This is a genomic window from Lentzea kristufekii, assembly GCF_033949925.1.
In the GTDB taxonomy this organism is placed as follows: Bacteria; Actinomycetota; Actinomycetes; order Mycobacteriales; family Pseudonocardiaceae; genus Lentzea; species Lentzea kristufekii.
On sequence record NZ_JAXAVV010000035.1, the window covers coordinates 1 to 14,851 of the forward strand.

Genomic DNA, 14,851 nt, shown 5'->3' on the forward strand with positions numbered 1-14,851 from the left:
CAGGCAGCCGCCCAACCCAACAGGCGTGCCATCAACCCACCCACGGCGCCACCCCCCGATCAGATTGCCGGGGGTCTGGGGGCAGAACCCCCAGGGGAAAGCACGCACCCAACCAGGCCGCCCGCAAGGCGACCACAGCACAACCCGCGACCCAGCTCCCCCACAAACGCCAAAGGGCCCCGAGGCAAAGCCTCAGGGCCCTTCAGACAAGTACCAGCGGCAATCAGGAAGCCACGGTGGAAGACCCACCAGCAGCCGCCAACTTCTCCACAGCGGTCTTGGAGAACTTGTCAGCCGTGACATCCAGCTTCACGCTGACGTCGCCGTCACCCAGCACCTTGACGAGCGAGCCCTTGCGGACCAGCCCGGCCAGCACCAGCGCGGGAACGTCGATCGAGCCCCCCTCGGGGAAAGCGGCGGCAATCGAAGAAACGTTCACGACCTGGTACTCGGTGCGGAACGGGTTCTTGAAGCCCTTGAGCTTCGGGAGCCGCATGTGCAGCGGCATCTGGCCACCTTCGAAGCGCGGCGAGACGTTCTTGCGAGCGCCCGTGCCCTTCGTACCGCGGCCGGCGGTCTTGCCCTTCGAGCCCTCACCACGACCGACGCGGGTCTTGGCGGTCTTGGCTCCGGGGGCCGGACGCAGATCGTGAATCTTGATGGTCACGACTGGACCTCCTCGACAACCACCAGGTGGCGCACGGCGTTGATCAGGCCGAGAACCTGGGGGGTGTCCTCACGCACGACCGACTGACGGATCTTGCGCAGCCCGAGGGTGCGCATCGACTCGCGGTGGTTGTGCTTGGTACCGATGGTGCTCTTCACCTGGGTGATCTTGAGCTGAGCCATGATCAGACCCCCTGGCCCGCGCGAGCGCGGATCATGCCGGCGGGGGCGACGTCCTCGAGGGGCAGGCCACGACGGGCCGCGACCTCTTCCGGACGCTGCAGACCCTTGAGGGCCGCCACGGTCGCGTGCACGATGTTGATCGCGTTGTCGGAGCCGAGCGACTTCGACAGCACGTCGTGCACGCCGGCGCACTCGAGGACGGCGCGGACAGCGCCACCCGCGATGACACCGGTACCGGCCGAGGCCGGACGCAGCAGGACCACACCAGCGGCCTTCTCACCCTGAACCGGGTGGGGGATGGTGCCGGCGATGCGAGGCACGCGGAAGAAGTTCTTCTTCGCTTCCTCGACACCCTTGGCGATGGCCGCGGGAACTTCCTTGGCCTTGCCGTAACCGACGCCGACCATGCCGTCGCCGTCACCCACCACGACGAGCGCGGTGAAGCTGAACCGACGACCACCCTTGACCACCTTGGAGACGCGGTTGATGGCAACCACGCGCTCGAGGTGGGGGGTCTTCTCCTGGGCCGCGCCGCCGCGGCCGCCGTCACGACGGTCGCGGCGCTCTCCGCGCTCGCCCCCGCCGCCTTCGCGACGCGTACGTCCTGGCATCAGGCGTCCCTCTCAATTCCAGAAATGATCATTGTCAGAACTCCAGCCCCGCCTCGCGAGCGGCATCCGCCAGAGCAGCGATCCGGCCGTGGTACGCGTTGCCACCGCGGTCGAACACGACCGCCGTGACGCCGGCGTCCTTGGCGCGGGCCGCGGCCAGCTGGCCGACCTTGGCCGCACGGGCCTTCTTGTCGCCGTCCAGGGCACGGACGTCGGCCTCCATGGAGGAAGCGGACGCGATCGTGTGGCCCTTCAGGTCGTCGATGATCTGCACGGTGATGTGCTTCGACGAACGGTGCACGGCCAGGCGCGGACGCTCGGCGGTGCCGTTGACCTTCTTGCGGAGGCGGAAGTGGCGACGGGCCTTCGCAACACGACGCCTGGTGGAGATGTCCTTGCCCACCGGCTTGCGCTTCGTAACAGTCGACTCGCTCATGTCACTTACCCGTCTTTCCGACCTTGCGACGGATCTTCTCGCCCGAGTACCGGACACCCTTACCCTTGTACGGGTCGGGCTTGCGCAGCTTGCGGATGTTGGCGGCAACCTCACCGACCAGCTGCTTGTCGATACCCGAGACGGAGAACCGGGTCGGGGTCTCGACCGCGAAGGTGATGCCCGCGGGGGCCTCCACCTTGACGGGGTGCGAGTAACCGAGCGCGAACTCGAGCTCAGAGCCCTTGAGCGCGACGCGGTAACCGACGCCGTGGATTTCCATCTTCTTTTCGTAACCCTGGGTCACGCCGACGACCATGTTGTGCACGAGAGTGCGCGACAGGCCGTGGAGCGCGCGGTTGCGCCGCTCGTCGTTCGGGCGCTTGACCTCGAGAGTGCCGTCTTCGGCCTTCTCGACGATGATCGGCTCAGCGAGCGTCAGCGTCAGGAGACCCTTGGGGCCCTTGATGCTGACGTCCTGGCCGGCGATGTTCACGTCGACCCCGGAGGGGACAATGATCGGCTGCTTACCGATGCGCGACATGTCTACTCCCCCTTACCAAACGTAGGCGAGGACTTCTCCGCCCACGCCTGCCTTGTTGGCCTGACGGTCGGTCATGAGACCGCCAGAGGTCGAAATGATCGCCACGCCGAGGCCACCGAGAACTCGGGGCAGGCCAGTGGACTTCGCGTACACGCGCAGACCGGGCTTGGACACGCGGCGGAGGCCGGCGATGCTGCGCTCACGGTTCGGGCCGTACTTCAGCTCGACGACCAGGTTCTTGGCCACCTCGCCGTCCTCGTCGCGGTACGAGGCGATGTAGCCCTCGCGCTTGAGGATCTCGGCGATGTTCGCCTTGATCTTGGAGTGCGGCATCACGACCTTGTCGTGGTAAGCCGAGTTCGCGTTCCGCAGACGAGTGAGCATGTCTGCGATGGGATCGGTCATCGTCATGGTGACCTGGTCAACCTTTCTCGCTGCGGTTCACCGGCTCAGGGTCCAGACCCGCCCTCTCCCCCGACGGGGAGAGGACAGGACGGTCGTGTGCGGGCCTACAGCGAAGTAATGAAGCTTGGGATTACCAGCTGGACTTGCTCACGCCAGGCAGCTCACCGCGGTGAGCCATCTCGCGCAGGCAGATCCGGCAGAGGCCGAACTTGCGGAACACCGCGTGGGGGCGGCCGCAACGCTGGCACCGGGTGTAACCCCGGACCTTGAACTTCGGCTTCTTCGCGGCCTTGTTGATCAACGCCTTCTTGGCCATCGAGTCAGTTCTCCTTGAACGGGAAGCCCAGGTGCTTCAGCAGCGCCCGGCCCTCCTCGTCGTTCGTGGCGGTGGTGACGACGGTGATGTCCATGCCGCGAGGCCGGTCGATAGCGTCCGGGTCGATCTCGTGGAACATCGACTGCTCGTTCAGACCGAACGTGTAGTTGCCGTTGCCGTCGAACTGCTTGCCCGAGAGGCCGCGGAAGTCGCGGATACGGGGCAGCGCGATCGTCAGCAGACGGTCGAGGAACTCCCACATGCGGTCGCCGCGCAGCGTGACGCGCGCACCGATCGGCATGCCTTCACGCAGCTTGAACTGCGCGATGGACTTGCGGGCCCGGCGGACCTCGGGACGCTGGCCGGTGATGATCGACAGGTCCCTGACGGCACCCTCGATCAGCTTGCCGTCACGGGCGGCGTCGCCGACACCCATGTTGACGACGACCTTCACGACGCCCGGGATCTGCATCACGTTGGAGAAGTCGAACTGCTTCTGCAGCTCGGCCTTCACCTCGTCGCGGTAGCGCGTCTTGAGCCGCGGGATGATCTTCTCTGCGGTAGTCATGATCAGATGTCCTTCCCGTTACGACGGGAAATGCGGACCCGCTTGCCCTCGTCGTTCGTCCGGTAACCAACACGGGTCGGCTTGCCGTCCGAGTCGACCACCATCACGTTGGAGACGTTGATCGGAGCTTCCTGGGTCACGATGCCACCAGACTGCGCGCCCCGCTGGGTCTGCGTGATCTTGGTGTGCTTCTTGATCCGGTTGACGCCCTCGACCAGGACCTTGCCGGTCTCCGGGTAGGCCTGGATGACCTTGCCCTTCGCGCCCTTGTCCTTGCCGGCGATGACGACGACCGTGTCGCCCTTCTTCACCTTCATGGTCAGAGCACCTCCGGAGCCAGCGAGATGATCTTCATGAACTTCTTGTCGCGCAGCTCGCGACCGACCGGGCCGAAGATGCGGGTACCGCGGGGCTCGTTGTCGTTCTTGATGAGCACGGCGGCGTTCTCGTCGAAGCGGATGTACGAGCCATCCGGACGACGGCGCTCCTTGACGGTGCGGACGATGACGGCCTTGACGACGTCACCCTTCTTCACGCCGGCACCGGGGATCGCGTCCTTGACGGTCGCGACGATGATGTCGCCGATGCCCGCGTAGCGGCGACCCGAACCACCGAGAACACGGATGCAAAGGATTTCCTTTGCACCAGTGTTGTCGGCGACACGAAGTCGCGACTCCTGCTGAATCACTTACTTGCTCCTGACCATTCCTGGCCCGCCGGATTTCCGACCCGACGGGCTCGGTCTGTCTAGAAAGGACTACTTGGCCTTCTCGAGGATCTGCACGAGACGCCACCGCTTGGTCGCCGACAGGGGCCGGGTCTCCATGAGCAGGACGCGGTCGCCGATGCCCGCCACGTTCTCCTCGTCGTGCACCTTCACCTTGGTGGTGGAGCGCATGATCTTGGAGTAACGCGGGTGCTTCTTGCGGTCCTCGAGCGCGACCACGATCGTCTTGTCCATCTTGTCGGACACGACGAGGCCCTCACGGACCTTGCGGTCGTTGCGCTTCTCGGTCTGAACTTCGTTGCTTTCGGTCATGCCGCACCCTCACCAGTGGAATCCGGCGTGACGGAGAGCCCGAGCTCCCGCTCCCGCATCACGGTGTAGATCCGGGCAATGTCATGCCGGACCGTGCGCAGACGCCGGTTGTTGTCGAGCTGGCCCGTGGCCATCTGGAAACGAAGGTTGAAGAGCTCTTCCTTCGATTCCTTCAGACGCAGCACGAGCTCTTCCTCGGTGAGCTCACGCAGCTCGGAAGCGGTAGTACCCGCTGCCATCAGAACTCACCACCCTCACGCGTAACGATGCGGCACTTCATCGGGAGCTTGTGGATCGCGCGGCGGAGCGCCTCGCGAGCGACCTGCTCGTTCGGGAAGGCCATCTCGAAGAGGACGCGACCCGGCTTGACGTTGGCCACCCACCACTCCGGCGAACCCTTACCGGAACCCATGCGGGTCTCGGCCGGCTTCTTCGTCAGCGGACGGTCCGGGAAGATGTTGATCCAGACCTTGCCGCCACGACGGATGTGGCGAGTGATGGCGATACGAGCGGACTCGATCTGCCGGTTCGTCACGTAGGCCGGCTCCAGAGCCTGGATGCCGTACTCACCGAAGGTGACCTTCGTGCCGCCCTTGGCAGCGCCCGAACGCTTCGGGTGGTGCTGCTTGCGGTGCTTGACCCTACGAGGGATGAGCATGACTCAGCTCTCCGTCTTCTCTGCAGAAGCCGGGGCCTCGGCCGACGCGGAAGCGTCAGCGGCGGCACGGCCGGCCTCGGTGCTCGTCGCGGTGGTGCCGCTGGCACCGGAACGACGGGCCCGGTTCGGACGCTCGCCACGGTCGCGGCGCGGGGCGCGGTCGGCCTGAGCCGGAGCCGCGTCGAGCGCGCGCTTGGCCGAGATGCCACCGACGATGTCGCCCTTGTAGATCCACACCTTCACGCCGATACGGCCGAACGTGGTGCGGGCCTCGAAGAAGCCGTAGTCGATGTTGGCGCGGAGCGTGTGCAGCGGCACGCGGCCGTCGCGGTAGTGCTCCGAGCGGGACATCTCGGCGCCGCCGAGGCGACCGCCGCACTGCACGCGAATGCCCTTGACCTGCGGCGAACGCATGGCCGACTGGATGGCCTTGCGCATCGCGCGCCGGAAGGCGACGCGGTTGGACAGCTGCTCGGCGACACCCTGTGCCACGAGCTGCGCGTCCGACTCGGGGCTCTTGACCTCGAGGATGTTCAGCTGGACCTGCTTCTTGGTGAGCTTCTCCAGCTCACCGCGGATGCGGTCCGCCTCGGCACCACGACGGCCGATGACGATGCCCGGCCGGGCGGTGTGGATGTCGACGCGCACCCGGTCACGGGTCCGCTCGATCTCCACCTTGGAGATGCCGGCACGCTCCATGCCCTTGCTGAGCAGGCGGCGGATCTTGACGTCCTCCGCCACGTACTCGGCGTACTGCTTGTCTGCGTACCAGCGGGACTTCCAGTCGGTGGTGATCCCCAGCCGGAAGCCGTGCGGGTTGATCTTCTGGCCCACTACCGCGTTCCCTTCACGCTGGTCTTCTTGGGACGAGACTCCACCTCGATGGTGATGTGGCTCGTCCGCTTGCGAATCCGGTACGCGCGGCCCTGGGCACGCGGGCGGAAACGCTTGAGGGTCGGACCCTCGTCCACGTAGGCCACCGCAACCCAGAGGGTCGAGGGGTCCAGGGACATGTTGTTCTCGGCATTGGCCATGGCGCTGGCGAGCACCTTCGCGACCGGCTCAGAAGCGGCCTGGGGCGCGAACTGGAGCACGGCCAGGGCCTCGCTTGCGTTACGACCCTTGATGAGCTCGACGACGCGACGGACCTTCATGGGGGTGTCGCGGACGTAGCGAGCCCGAGCCACGGCGCGCGGAAACTCCTGCGCCTCAGCGTCCTTACGGGCGTTCATCGCTGCTTTTCCCTTGCTCTTCTCAGTTCGACGCCTAGCGGCGACGAGACTTCCGGTCGTCCTTGATGTGACCCTTGAAGGTGCGGGTCGGGGCGAACTCGCCCAGCTTGTGCCCGACCATCGCCTCGGTCACGAACACCGGGACGTGCTTACGGCCGTCGTGCACCGCGATGGTGTGACCCAGCATGTCCGGGATGATCGTGGACCGGCGGGACCACGTCTTGATGACGGTCTTCTTGCCCGCTTCGTTCTGAACGTCCACCTTCTTGAGCAGGTGGTCGTCGACGAAGGGACCCTTCTTAAGGCTGCGAGGCATCCTTCACTCCCTCCCTGCTCAGCGCTTCTTACCGGTGCGACGACGCCGGACGATGAGCTTGTCGCTTGGCTTACGGCGGCGCGTACGGCCTTCGGGCTTACCAGCCGGGTTGACCGGGTGGCGACCACCGGAGGTCTTACCTTCACCACCACCATGCGGGTGGTCAACGGGGTTCATGGCGACACCACGGACGGTGGGCTTCTTGCCCTTCCACCGCATGCGGCCTGCCTTGCCCCAGTTGATGTTCTGGTGCTCCTTGTTGCCGACCTCGCCGAGCGTGGCGCGGCAGCGCACGTCCACGTTGCGGATTTCGCCCGAAGGCATCCGCAGCTGGGCGTACGGGCCGTCCTTCGCCACGAGCTGCACCGAGGCACCGGCGGAGCGCGCGATCTTCGCGCCGCCACCGGGGCGGAGCTCGATCGCGTGGATCACGGAACCGACCGGGATGTTGCGCAGCGGCAGGTTGTTACCCGGCTTGATGTCGGCCTTGGGGCCGTTCTCAACCGTGTCACCCTGCTTGAGCTTCTCCGGGGCGATGATGTAGCGCTTCTCGCCGTCTGCGTAGTGCAGCAGCGCGATGCGCGCGGTGCGGTTCGGGTCGTACTCGATGTGAGCGACCTTGGCCGGCACGCCGTCCTTGTCGTTGCGACGGAAGTCGATCAGGCGGTAAGCCCGCTTGTGACCGCCGCCCTTGTGACGCGTGGTGATCTTGCCCGACGCGTTGCGCCCACCCAGCTTGTGCAGCGGGCGGATCAGCGACTTCTCCGGAGTCGACCGAGTGATCTCGGCGAAGTCGGAGACGCTCGCACCGCGACGACCAGGCGTCGTCGGCTTGTACTTGCGAATGCCCATCTCTACGCAGTCCTCGTCATCAGGCGGCAGGGCCGCCGAAGATCTCGATCGCCTTGCTGTCAGCCGACAACGTGACGATCGCGCGCTTCGTGTCCTTGCGCTTGCCGAAACCGCTCTTGGTCCGCTTGCGCTTGCCCTGGCGGTTGATGGTGTTGACGCTGACGACCTTGACGCCGAAGACCTTCTCCACGGCAATCTTGATCTGGGTCTTGTTCGAACCCGGCGCCACCAAGAAGGTGTACTTGTTCTCTTCGAGCAGCCCGTAGGACTTCTCGGAGATCACCGGCGCGAGCAAGATGTCCCTGTGGTCGGGGATCACTTGGAACCCTCCTCGTCCACGACGGTCGCCGTGGCCTCGGCCGAGCCAGAACCCTGCTGGGCCTTGCTGGCGAGGAACACGTCGAGCGAGTCCTTGGTGAACACCACGTCGTCGTTGACGAGCACGTCGTAGGTGTTGAGCTGGTCGGGCGCGATCACGTGCACGTGCTGCAGGTTGCGCACGCTGACCCACGCGACCTCGTCGGTGCGGTTGAGCACCACGAGAACGCGACGAGCCTGGGTGACCGACTCCAGGACCTTGCGCGCGGTCTTGGTCGACGGAGTGTCCCCGTCCACCAGGCCGGACACGACGTGGACCTGGTTGGCGCGAGCCCGGTCGGAGAGGGCACCACGCAGAGCGGCGGCCTTCATCTTCTTGGGCGTCCGCTGCGAGTAGTCGCGCGGCTGCGGGCCGTGGACGACGCCACCGCCGGCGAACTGCGGCGCACGCGTCGAACCCTGGCGGGCACGGCCGGTGCCCTTCTGGCGGTAAGGCTTCTTGCCACCGCCGGACACCTCGCCGCGGGTCTTCGTCGAGTGCGTGCCCTGGCGCGCGGCGGCCTGCTGGGCCACGACGACCTGGTGGAGCAGCGCGACGTTGGCCTGCGCGTCGAAGACGGAAGCCGGCAGCTCGACGGAGCCGGCGGTCTTGCCGTCCGGGGTGCGGATCTCAACAGTCGACATCAGGCACCGCCCTTCGCAGCAGTCTTGACGAACACGAGACCGCCCTTGGGACCGGGAACCGCGCCCTTGATGAGCAGCAGCCCGTTCTCCACGTCGATCTTGTGCACCTTCAGGTTCTGGGTCGTGACGCGCTCGTGGCCCATGCGGCCAGCCATGCGCAGACCCTTGAAGACGCGACCAGGCGTGGCACAGCCACCGATGGAACCCGGCGAGCGGTGCTTGCGCTGGGTGCCGTGGCTGGAGCCGAGGCCCTTGAAGTTGTGGCGCTTCATGACACCCGCGGTGCCCTTGCCCTTGCTGGTGCCGGTGATGTCGACAACAGCGCCGGCCTCGAACACCTCTGCGGTGATCTCCTGGCCGACCGTGTACTCGCTGGCGTCCGCCGTGCGCAGCTCCACCAGGTGGCGACGGGGCGTGACCCCGGCCTTGGCGAAGTGGCCCGCGACGGGCTTGTTGACCTTGCGCGGGTCAATCGCGCCGGCCGCCAGCTGGACGGCGGTGTAGCCGTCCTTCTCTTCGGTGCGAACCTGGGTCACGACATTCGGCTCAGCCCTGACGACGGTGACCGGGACGACCCGGTTGTTCTCGTCGAAGACCTGAGTCATGCCGAGCTTGGTGCCCAGGATGCCCTTCATCTGCCTGTCAGACATTGGTCCGTTACTCTCCGCGCCCAACGCTTACTGGATGTTGACGTCGACGCTGGCCGGCAGGTCGATGCGCATGAGCGCGTCAACCGTCTTCGGCGTCGGGTCGAGGATGTCGATCAACCGCTTGTGCGTGCGCATCTCGAAGTGCTCGCGCGAGTCCTTGTACTTGTGCGGCGAGCGGATGACGCAGTACACGTTCTTCTCAGTGGGCAGCGGCACAGGCCCGACGACCCGAGCGCCGGTGCGCGTCACGGTCTCCACGATCTTGCGCGCAGACGCGTCGATCGCTTCGTGGTCGTAGGCCTTGAGCCGGATGCGGATCTTTTGTCCCGCCATAATGGCTTGCCGTTCCTCTGCTTCTCGTAACCGCTGCGGTGCGGTGCCTCGGATGAGGCCTGTTACAGCCTCTTGGCGCGCTCCGCCCCTGTTGAAGTGTCATGGTGCCCGGTCCACGCGGTCGGGCGTGTCGCGCCCGGTACGCATACCGGTCCCACGCAAGGTCTCCCCGGTGGGATTGGGCCTACCACAGCCCATGCACCCTGATGCCCATCTCCGCAAGGAGGCGTTCACTAACAGGGCGCGGACGCTCGGTGGAAGGACTCGGGGACGCACGGATGCGACCCGGCCTTCGTCGAGCAACCCGTAAAGAATGCCACACGAGCGTGGGGCACTCCAAATCGGGGTGGGTGAGTTGGACCCAGATCACGTGCGGATCTTGGCCGGTGAGCCGCTGCCGTCCGTCGCATGTGGAGCGATGGCCGTGCCGGTTTCATTACCCGGCAACAGAATCTCGACGACGGCTCTTCACCCGCGCGCCAGCGACAGCCCGACGTGAGCTGCCGCACATTTCTTTCTTGACGACGAAAGCCGGGCCAACGAAGATCGCTGGCCCGGCTTCACGCCGAACTGGTGAAGCTAGATCACTTGATGATCTTGGTGACCGAGCCGGCGCCGACGGTGCGGCCACCCTCGCGGATCGCGAAGCGGAGGCCCTCGTCCATGGCGATCGGCTGGATCAGCTTGACGTCCATACCGGTGGTGTCACCCGGCATGACCATCTCGGTGCCCTCGGGCAGCGTCACAACGCCGGTCACGTCCGTCGTCCGGAAGTAGAACTGGGGACGGTAGTTGTTGAAGAACGGCGTGTGGCGGCCACCCTCGTCCTTGGACAGGATGTAGACCTGCGCCGTGAACTCGGTGTGCGGGGTCGTGGTGCCCGGCTTGACGATGACCATGCCGCGCTCCACCTCCTCGCGCTTGATGCCACGGAGCAGCAGCGCGGCGTTGTCGCCGGCGCGGCCCTCGTCCAGGAACTTCTTGAACATCTCGATCGAGGTGACCGTCGTCTTCTTCGACGTCTCCTTGATACCGACGATCTCGATCTCGGAGTTCACGTTGATGATGCCGCGCTCGATACGACCGGTCACCACGGTGCCGCGGCCGGTGATCGTGAAGACGTCCTCGACGGGCATGAGGAACGGCTTCTCGGTGTCGCGCTCCGGCTCCGGGATCGCCGTGTCAACGGCGGCCATGAGGTCGAGAACGGACTTGCCCCACTCGGCGTCGCCCTCGAGCGCCTTCAGCGCCGAGACGCGCACGACCGGCAGGTCGTCGCCCGGGAACTCGTACTCGGAGAGCAGCTCGCGGACCTCGAGCTCAACGAGCTCCAGGATCTCCTCGTCGTCCACCATGTCGGCCTTGTTCAGCGCGACGACGATGTAGGGGACGCCGACCTGGCGGGCCAGGAGGACGTGCTCCTTCGTCTGCGGCATGGGACCGTCGGTCGCCGCGACCACGAGGATGGCGCCGTCCATCTGCGCCGCACCGGTGATCATGTTCTTGATGTAGTCGGCGTGCCCGGGGCAGTCGACGTGCGCGTAGTGACGGTTCTCCGTCTGGTACTCGATGTGCGCGATCGAGATCGTGATGCCGCGCTGCTTCTCTTCCGGCGCCTTGTCGATCTGGTCGAACGCGAAAGAGGCGTTCACATCGGGGTACGCGTCGTGCAGAACCTTGGAGATCGCCGCGGTCAGCGTGGTCTTGCCATGGTCGATGTGACCGATGGTGCCGATGTTGACGTGCGGCTTCGTCCGCTCGAACTTCGCCTTGGCCACTGGATTGTCCTCCTGGACTTCTTTTTTGCTGGTCCGACGGGTATCTGGTGGCCACCCGCCGGACTACACGTCAGGGTCGGAAAATGCGGACCCCAGGGATTCGCCCCCGGAGAGCCCGCGGTGGAACTGCGGTGCTCCGGTGTGGGGTTATTCCCCAGTCGCCTTCGCGATGATCTCCTTCGAGACGTTCGCGGGAACCTCTGCGTAGGAGTCGAACACCATCGAGTAGTTGGCGCGACCCTGGGTCTTGGACCGCAGGTCACCCACGTACCCGAACATTTCCGACAGCGGGACCAGTGCCTTGACGACACGGATACCGCTGCGCTCCTCCATGGCCTGGATCTGGCCACGGCGGGAGTTCAGGTCGCCGATCACGTCGCCCATGTACTCCTCGGGCGTCGTGACCTCGACGGCCATCAGCGGTTCGAGGATCGCGGGAGACGCCTGACGGGCGGCTTCCTTGAGGGCCATCGAACCAGCGATCTTGAACGCCATTTCCGAGGAGTCGACCTCGTGGTAGGCGCCGTCGAGCAGCGTCACCTTCACGCCGACCAGCGGGTAGCCCGCCAGCACGCCGTACTGCAGCGCGTCCTGTGCACCCGCGTCGACCGACGGGATGTACTCACGCGGGATGCGACCACCGGTGACGGCGTTGACGAACTCGTAGAGCGCGCCGTCTTCCTTCTTCTCCAGCGGCTCGACGGTGACGAGCACCTTCGCGAACTGGCCGGAGCCACCGGTCTGCTTCTTGTGGGTGTAGGAGTACTTCTCCACCGCACGGCGGATGGTCTCCCGGTACGCCACCTGAGGCTTGCCGATGTTGGCCTCGACCTTGAACTCGCGGCGCATGCGGTCCACCAGGATGTCCAGGTGGAGCTCGCCCATGCCGGCGATGATGGTCTGACCCGTCTCCTGGTCGAGGTTGACCCGGAACGTCGGGTCCTCCTCGGCCAGCTTCTGGATCGCGGTGCCGAGCTTCTCCTGGTCCGCCTTCGTCTTGGGCTCGATGGCCACCTGGATGACGGGCTCGGGGAAGGTCATCGACTCGAGGACGATCGGGTGAGCCGGGTCGCACAAGGTCTCACCGGTCGTGGTGTCCTTCAGACCGATCACGGCGTAGATGTGGCCCGCGATGGCCTCGGTGACCGGGTTCTCCTTGTTGGCGTGCATCTGGAAGATCTTCCCGATGCGCTCCTTGCGGTCCTTGGTCGCGTTGATGACCTGGGTGCCCGCAGCGACCTTGCCCGAGTAGACCCGGATGTAGGTCAGCTTGCCGAAGAACGGGTGCACGGCGATCTTGAACGCCAGAGCCGAGAACGGCTCGTCGCTCGAGGGGCTGCGCTTCACGACGGTCTCGCCGTCCTGCAGCGTGCCCTCGACCGGCGGGAGGTCGAGCGGCGACGGCAGGTAGTCGATGACCGCGTCGAGCATGGGCTGGACGCCCTTGTTCTTGAACGCGGAGCCACACAGGATCGGGTACGCGGAGCCCGCGGCGACGATCTTGCGGAGGCCGGCCTTGATCTCCTCGACGGACAGGTCGCCCTGGTCGAAGAACTTCTCGGTCAGGTCGTCGTCGGTCTCGGCGACGGCCTCGAGCAGCTGCTCGCGGAACTCCTGCGCCTTCTCGAGCAGATCCGCGGGGATCTCCTCGATCGCGTAGTCCTCGCCCTTCTGGACTTCGCCGCGCCAGGTCAGCGCGCGCATCTCGATCAGGTCGACGACACCGATGAACTCGCTCTCGGAGCCGATCGGGATCTGGAGCGGCAGCGGCTTGGCGCCGAGCCGGTCCTGGATCGTCTTGATCGTGAAGTAGAAGTCCGCGCCGAGCTTGTCCATCTTGTTGACGAAGCAGATGCGCGGGACGTCGTACTTGGTCGCCTGCCGCCAGACCTGCTCGGACTGCGGCTCGACGCCCTCCTTGCCGTCGAAGACGGCAACAGCGCCGTCGAGGACGCGCAGGTTGCGCTCGACCTCGACGGTGAAGTCGACGTGGCCGGGCGTGTCGATCAGGTTGATCTGGTGGTTCTTCCAGTAGCAGGTCGTCGCGGCCGACGTGATCGTGATGCCGCGCTCCTGCTCCTGCTCCATCCAGTCCATCACGGCAGCGCCGTCGTGCACCTCGCCGATCTTGTAGCTGATCCCCGTGTAGAAGAGGATCCGCTCAGTCGTCGTGGTCTTGCCCGCGTCGATGTGGGCCATGATCCCGATGTTGCGGACCTTGGCAAGATCAGTGAGCACGTCCTGTGCCACGGGTCTTTCCCCTGTCTTGAGCTTGTGGCGCTCACTAGGGCTGGGAGAGCCCGGTCTCGCCGAGACCGGGCGTCAGATCACCAGCGGTAGTGGGCGAAGGCCTTGTTGGACTCGGCCATCTTGTGCGTGTCCTCACGGCGCTTGACGCTCGCACCGAGACCGTTGCTCGCATCGAGCAGCTCGTTCATCAGACGCTCGACCATGGTCTTCTCACGGCGCTGCCGGGAGAAGGTGATCAGCCAGCGCAGCGCCAGCGTGGTCGAACGGCCCGGCTTGACCTCGATCGGCACCTGGTAGGTCGCACCACCGACGCGGCGGCTCTTGACCTCCAGCGACGGCTTCACGTTGTCCAGGGCGCGCTTCAGCGTGACGACCGGGTCGGTGCCGGTCTTCTCGCGAGCACCTTCGAGGGCTTCGTAGACGATCTTCTCGGCCACGGAGCGCTTACCGTCGACCAGCACCTTGTTGATGAGCTGGGTCACGAGCGGCGAGCTGTACACCGGGTCAGAGATAAGCGGCCGCTTCGGGGCCGGTCCCTTGCGGGGCATTAGCTCTTCTCCTTCTTCGCGCCGTAGCGGCTGCGAGCCTGCTTGCGGTTCTTGACACCCTGCGTGTCGAGAGAGCCACGGATGATCTTGTAGCGAACACCCGGCAGGTCCTTCACACGACCGCCGCGCACGAGCACCATCGAGTGCTCCTGGAGGTTGTGACCCTCACCGGGGATGTAGGCCGTGACCTCGATACCGCTGGTCAGCTTCACGCGAGCGACCTTGCGCAGTGCGGAGTTCGGCTTCTTGGGGGTGGTGGTGTAAACGCGGGTGCACACACCGCGCCGCTGCGGCGAGCCCTTGAGGGCCGCCGTCTTCTGCTTGGCCACCTTGTCCTGGCGGCCCTTGCGGACCAGCTGCTGGATCGTTGGCATTCGCCGGCTGCTTCTTCCGTCTTTGAGGGCTGGCCTTCCGGTTCACCCTCGTGTTTCTTGATCCCTCTCTGCACCCGAGGTCGGGCGTGTCGC

General features: G+C 65.7%; 25 protein-coding genes. All 25 read right to left on the bottom strand.

Annotation, left to right across the window (positions count from 1 at the left end; genetic code table 11):
• Positions 1–223: 223 nt before the first annotated feature.
• On the bottom strand, positions 224–667 hold the full coding sequence (rplO, locus tag SK571_RS41975; RefSeq protein ID WP_319989700.1) for a 50S ribosomal protein L15: 444 nt from the start codon (positions 665–667) through the stop codon (positions 224–226).
• Positions 664–849 carry a 50S ribosomal protein L30 gene (gene rpmD / locus SK571_RS41980; RefSeq protein WP_030478313.1) on the bottom strand — a complete coding sequence of 62 codons (186 nt, stop codon included), beginning with the start codon at positions 847–849 and terminating at the stop codon, positions 664–666. Before rpmD ends, rplO begins: the two co-directional genes overlap by 4 nt.
• Before the next feature lie 2 nt (positions 850–851).
• Positions 852–1,460, bottom strand: coding sequence for a 30S ribosomal protein S5 (rpsE, locus tag SK571_RS41985; RefSeq protein WP_030473451.1), 609 nt, complete (start codon positions 1,458–1,460; stop codon positions 852–854).
• 34 nt (positions 1,461–1,494) lie between these two features.
• Positions 1,495–1,896 carry a 50S ribosomal protein L18 gene (rplR, locus tag SK571_RS41990; protein WP_090015388.1) on the bottom strand — a complete coding sequence of 134 codons (402 nt, stop codon included), beginning with the start codon at positions 1,894–1,896 and terminating at the stop codon, positions 1,495–1,497.
• A gap of 1 nt (position 1,897) precedes the next feature.
• A complete protein-coding gene (gene rplF / locus SK571_RS41995; RefSeq protein WP_045309814.1) occupies positions 1,898–2,437 on the bottom strand; it encodes a 50S ribosomal protein L6 in 540 nt (179 codons plus the stop codon).
• Positions 2,438–2,449: 12 nt separating this feature from the next.
• Positions 2,450–2,848, bottom strand: coding sequence for a 30S ribosomal protein S8 (rpsH, locus tag SK571_RS42000; RefSeq protein WP_030478309.1), 399 nt, complete (start codon positions 2,846–2,848; stop codon positions 2,450–2,452).
• A gap of 124 nt (positions 2,849–2,972) precedes the next feature.
• Positions 2,973–3,158 carry a type Z 30S ribosomal protein S14 gene (locus SK571_RS42005; protein WP_030473455.1) on the bottom strand — a complete coding sequence of 62 codons (186 nt, stop codon included), beginning with the start codon at positions 3,156–3,158 and terminating at the stop codon, positions 2,973–2,975.
• 4 nt (positions 3,159–3,162) lie between these two features.
• Positions 3,163–3,726: a 50S ribosomal protein L5 gene (rplE, locus tag SK571_RS42010; protein WP_090065865.1), complete on the bottom strand. Its 564-nt coding sequence runs from the start codon at positions 3,724–3,726 to the stop codon at positions 3,163–3,165.
• A gap of 2 nt (positions 3,727–3,728) precedes the next feature.
• A complete protein-coding gene (gene rplX, locus SK571_RS42015; protein ID WP_045309812.1) occupies positions 3,729–4,043 on the bottom strand; it encodes a 50S ribosomal protein L24 in 315 nt (104 codons plus the stop codon).
• A gap of 2 nt (positions 4,044–4,045) precedes the next feature.
• On the bottom strand, positions 4,046–4,414 hold the full coding sequence (gene rplN / locus SK571_RS42020) for a 50S ribosomal protein L14 (RefSeq protein WP_030478306.1): 369 nt from the start codon (positions 4,412–4,414) through the stop codon (positions 4,046–4,048).
• A 69-nt stretch (positions 4,415–4,483) separates the two neighbouring features.
• A complete protein-coding gene (gene rpsQ / locus SK571_RS42025; RefSeq protein WP_319989701.1) occupies positions 4,484–4,765 on the bottom strand; it encodes a 30S ribosomal protein S17 in 282 nt (93 codons plus the stop codon).
• Positions 4,762–5,004 carry a 50S ribosomal protein L29 gene (gene rpmC / locus SK571_RS42030; protein ID WP_030478304.1) on the bottom strand — a complete coding sequence of 81 codons (243 nt, stop codon included), beginning with the start codon at positions 5,002–5,004 and terminating at the stop codon, positions 4,762–4,764. The genes rpsQ and rpmC overlap by 4 nt, the downstream gene beginning before the upstream one ends.
• Positions 5,004–5,423, bottom strand: coding sequence for a 50S ribosomal protein L16 (gene rplP, locus SK571_RS42035; RefSeq protein ID WP_030473461.1), 420 nt, complete (start codon positions 5,421–5,423; stop codon positions 5,004–5,006). The genes rpmC and rplP overlap by 1 nt, the downstream gene beginning before the upstream one ends.
• A 3-nt stretch (positions 5,424–5,426) precedes the next feature.
• Positions 5,427–6,257: a 30S ribosomal protein S3 gene (rpsC, locus tag SK571_RS42040; protein ID WP_319989702.1), complete on the bottom strand. Its 831-nt coding sequence runs from the start codon at positions 6,255–6,257 to the stop codon at positions 5,427–5,429.
• Complete coding sequence (gene rplV, locus SK571_RS42045) at positions 6,257–6,655, bottom strand: 50S ribosomal protein L22 (RefSeq protein WP_030478301.1); 399 nt, start codon at positions 6,653–6,655, stop codon at positions 6,257–6,259. The genes rpsC and rplV overlap by 1 nt, the downstream gene beginning before the upstream one ends.
• Before the next feature lie 34 nt (positions 6,656–6,689).
• Entirely contained in the window at positions 6,690–6,971 is a 282-nt protein-coding gene (gene rpsS / locus SK571_RS42050; RefSeq protein ID WP_030478300.1) for a 30S ribosomal protein S19, read from the bottom strand.
• An 18-nt stretch (positions 6,972–6,989) separates the two neighbouring features.
• On the bottom strand, positions 6,990–7,823 hold the full coding sequence (rplB, locus tag SK571_RS42055) for a 50S ribosomal protein L2 (RefSeq protein ID WP_089949047.1): 834 nt from the start codon (positions 7,821–7,823) through the stop codon (positions 6,990–6,992).
• Between the two features lie 19 nt (positions 7,824–7,842).
• Positions 7,843–8,142, bottom strand: coding sequence for a 50S ribosomal protein L23 (rplW, locus tag SK571_RS42060; protein ID WP_045309807.1), 300 nt, complete (start codon positions 8,140–8,142; stop codon positions 7,843–7,845).
• On the bottom strand, positions 8,139–8,825 hold the full coding sequence (gene rplD, locus SK571_RS42065; RefSeq protein WP_319989703.1) for a 50S ribosomal protein L4: 687 nt from the start codon (positions 8,823–8,825) through the stop codon (positions 8,139–8,141). The genes rplW and rplD overlap by 4 nt, the downstream gene beginning before the upstream one ends.
• A complete protein-coding gene (gene rplC, locus SK571_RS42070) occupies positions 8,825–9,475 on the bottom strand; it encodes a 50S ribosomal protein L3 (protein WP_030478296.1) in 651 nt (216 codons plus the stop codon). Before rplC ends, rplD begins: the two co-directional genes overlap by 1 nt.
• Positions 9,476–9,502: 27 nt before the next feature.
• The gene (rpsJ, locus tag SK571_RS42075; RefSeq protein WP_003938093.1) at positions 9,503–9,808 is read right to left on the bottom strand and encodes a 30S ribosomal protein S10; all 306 of its coding nucleotides are present in this window, start codon (positions 9,806–9,808) and stop codon (positions 9,503–9,505) included.
• A 584-nt stretch (positions 9,809–10,392) separates the two neighbouring features.
• Complete coding sequence (gene tuf / locus SK571_RS42080; RefSeq protein WP_319989704.1) at positions 10,393–11,586, bottom strand: elongation factor Tu; 1,194 nt, start codon at positions 11,584–11,586, stop codon at positions 10,393–10,395.
• 147 nt (positions 11,587–11,733) lie between these two features.
• On the bottom strand, positions 11,734–13,836 hold the full coding sequence (gene fusA / locus SK571_RS42085; RefSeq protein ID WP_319989705.1) for an elongation factor G: 2,103 nt from the start codon (positions 13,834–13,836) through the stop codon (positions 11,734–11,736).
• Between the two features lie 77 nt (positions 13,837–13,913).
• Positions 13,914–14,384, bottom strand: a complete 471-nt coding sequence (rpsG, locus tag SK571_RS42090) for a 30S ribosomal protein S7 (RefSeq protein ID WP_030478293.1) — start codon at positions 14,382–14,384, stop codon at positions 13,914–13,916.
• On the bottom strand, positions 14,384–14,758 hold the full coding sequence (rpsL, locus tag SK571_RS42095; protein ID WP_030473471.1) for a 30S ribosomal protein S12: 375 nt from the start codon (positions 14,756–14,758) through the stop codon (positions 14,384–14,386). The genes rpsG and rpsL overlap by 1 nt, the downstream gene beginning before the upstream one ends.
• Positions 14,759–14,851: the final 93 nt, after the last annotated feature.

Bases quoted from the DNA above. Each gene is read 5' to 3' on its own strand.
- rpmD (WP_030478313.1), bottom strand. From the start codon at position 849: ATGGCTCAGCTCAAGATCACCCAGGTGAAGAGCACCATCGGTACCAAG.
- rpsE (WP_030473451.1), bottom strand. From the start codon at position 1,460: ATGCCAGGACGTACGCGTCGCGAAGGCGGCGGGGGCGAGCGCGGAGAG.
- rplR (WP_090015388.1), bottom strand. From the start codon at position 1,896: ATGAGCGAGTCGACTGTTACGAAGCGCAAGCCGGTGGGCAAGGACATC.
- rplF (WP_045309814.1), bottom strand. From the start codon at position 2,437: ATGTCGCGCATCGGTAAGCAGCCGATCATTGTCCCCTCCGGGGTCGAC.
- rpsH (WP_030478309.1), bottom strand. From the start codon at position 2,848: ATGACGATGACCGATCCCATCGCAGACATGCTCACTCGTCTGCGGAAC.
- SK571_RS42005 (WP_030473455.1), bottom strand. From the start codon at position 3,158: ATGGCCAAGAAGGCGTTGATCAACAAGGCCGCGAAGAAGCCGAAGTTC.
- rplE (WP_090065865.1), bottom strand. From the start codon at position 3,726: ATGACTACCGCAGAGAAGATCATCCCGCGGCTCAAGACGCGCTACCGC.
- rplX (WP_045309812.1), bottom strand. From the start codon at position 4,043: ATGAAGGTGAAGAAGGGCGACACGGTCGTCGTCATCGCCGGCAAGGAC.
- rpsQ (WP_319989701.1), bottom strand. From the start codon at position 4,765: ATGACCGAAAGCAACGAAGTTCAGACCGAGAAGCGCAACGACCGCAAG.
- rpmC (WP_030478304.1), bottom strand. From the start codon at position 5,004: ATGGCAGCGGGTACTACCGCTTCCGAGCTGCGTGAGCTCACCGAGGAA.
- rplP (WP_030473461.1), bottom strand. From the start codon at position 5,423: ATGCTCATCCCTCGTAGGGTCAAGCACCGCAAGCAGCACCACCCGAAG.
- rplV (WP_030478301.1), bottom strand. From the start codon at position 6,655: ATGAACGCCCGTAAGGACGCTGAGGCGCAGGAGTTTCCGCGCGCCGTG.
- rpsS (WP_030478300.1), bottom strand. From the start codon at position 6,971: ATGCCTCGCAGCCTTAAGAAGGGTCCCTTCGTCGACGACCACCTGCTC.
- rplB (WP_089949047.1), bottom strand. From the start codon at position 7,823: ATGGGCATTCGCAAGTACAAGCCGACGACGCCTGGTCGTCGCGGTGCG.
- rplD (WP_319989703.1), bottom strand. From the start codon at position 8,825: ATGTCGACTGTTGAGATCCGCACCCCGGACGGCAAGACCGCCGGCTCC.
- rplC (WP_030478296.1), bottom strand. From the start codon at position 9,475: ATGTCTGACAGGCAGATGAAGGGCATCCTGGGCACCAAGCTCGGCATG.
- rpsJ (WP_003938093.1), bottom strand. From the start codon at position 9,808: ATGGCGGGACAAAAGATCCGCATCCGGCTCAAGGCCTACGACCACGAA.
- rpsG (WP_030478293.1), bottom strand. From the start codon at position 14,384: ATGCCCCGCAAGGGACCGGCCCCGAAGCGGCCGCTTATCTCTGACCCG.
- rpsL (WP_030473471.1), bottom strand. From the start codon at position 14,758: ATGCCAACGATCCAGCAGCTGGTCCGCAAGGGCCGCCAGGACAAGGTG.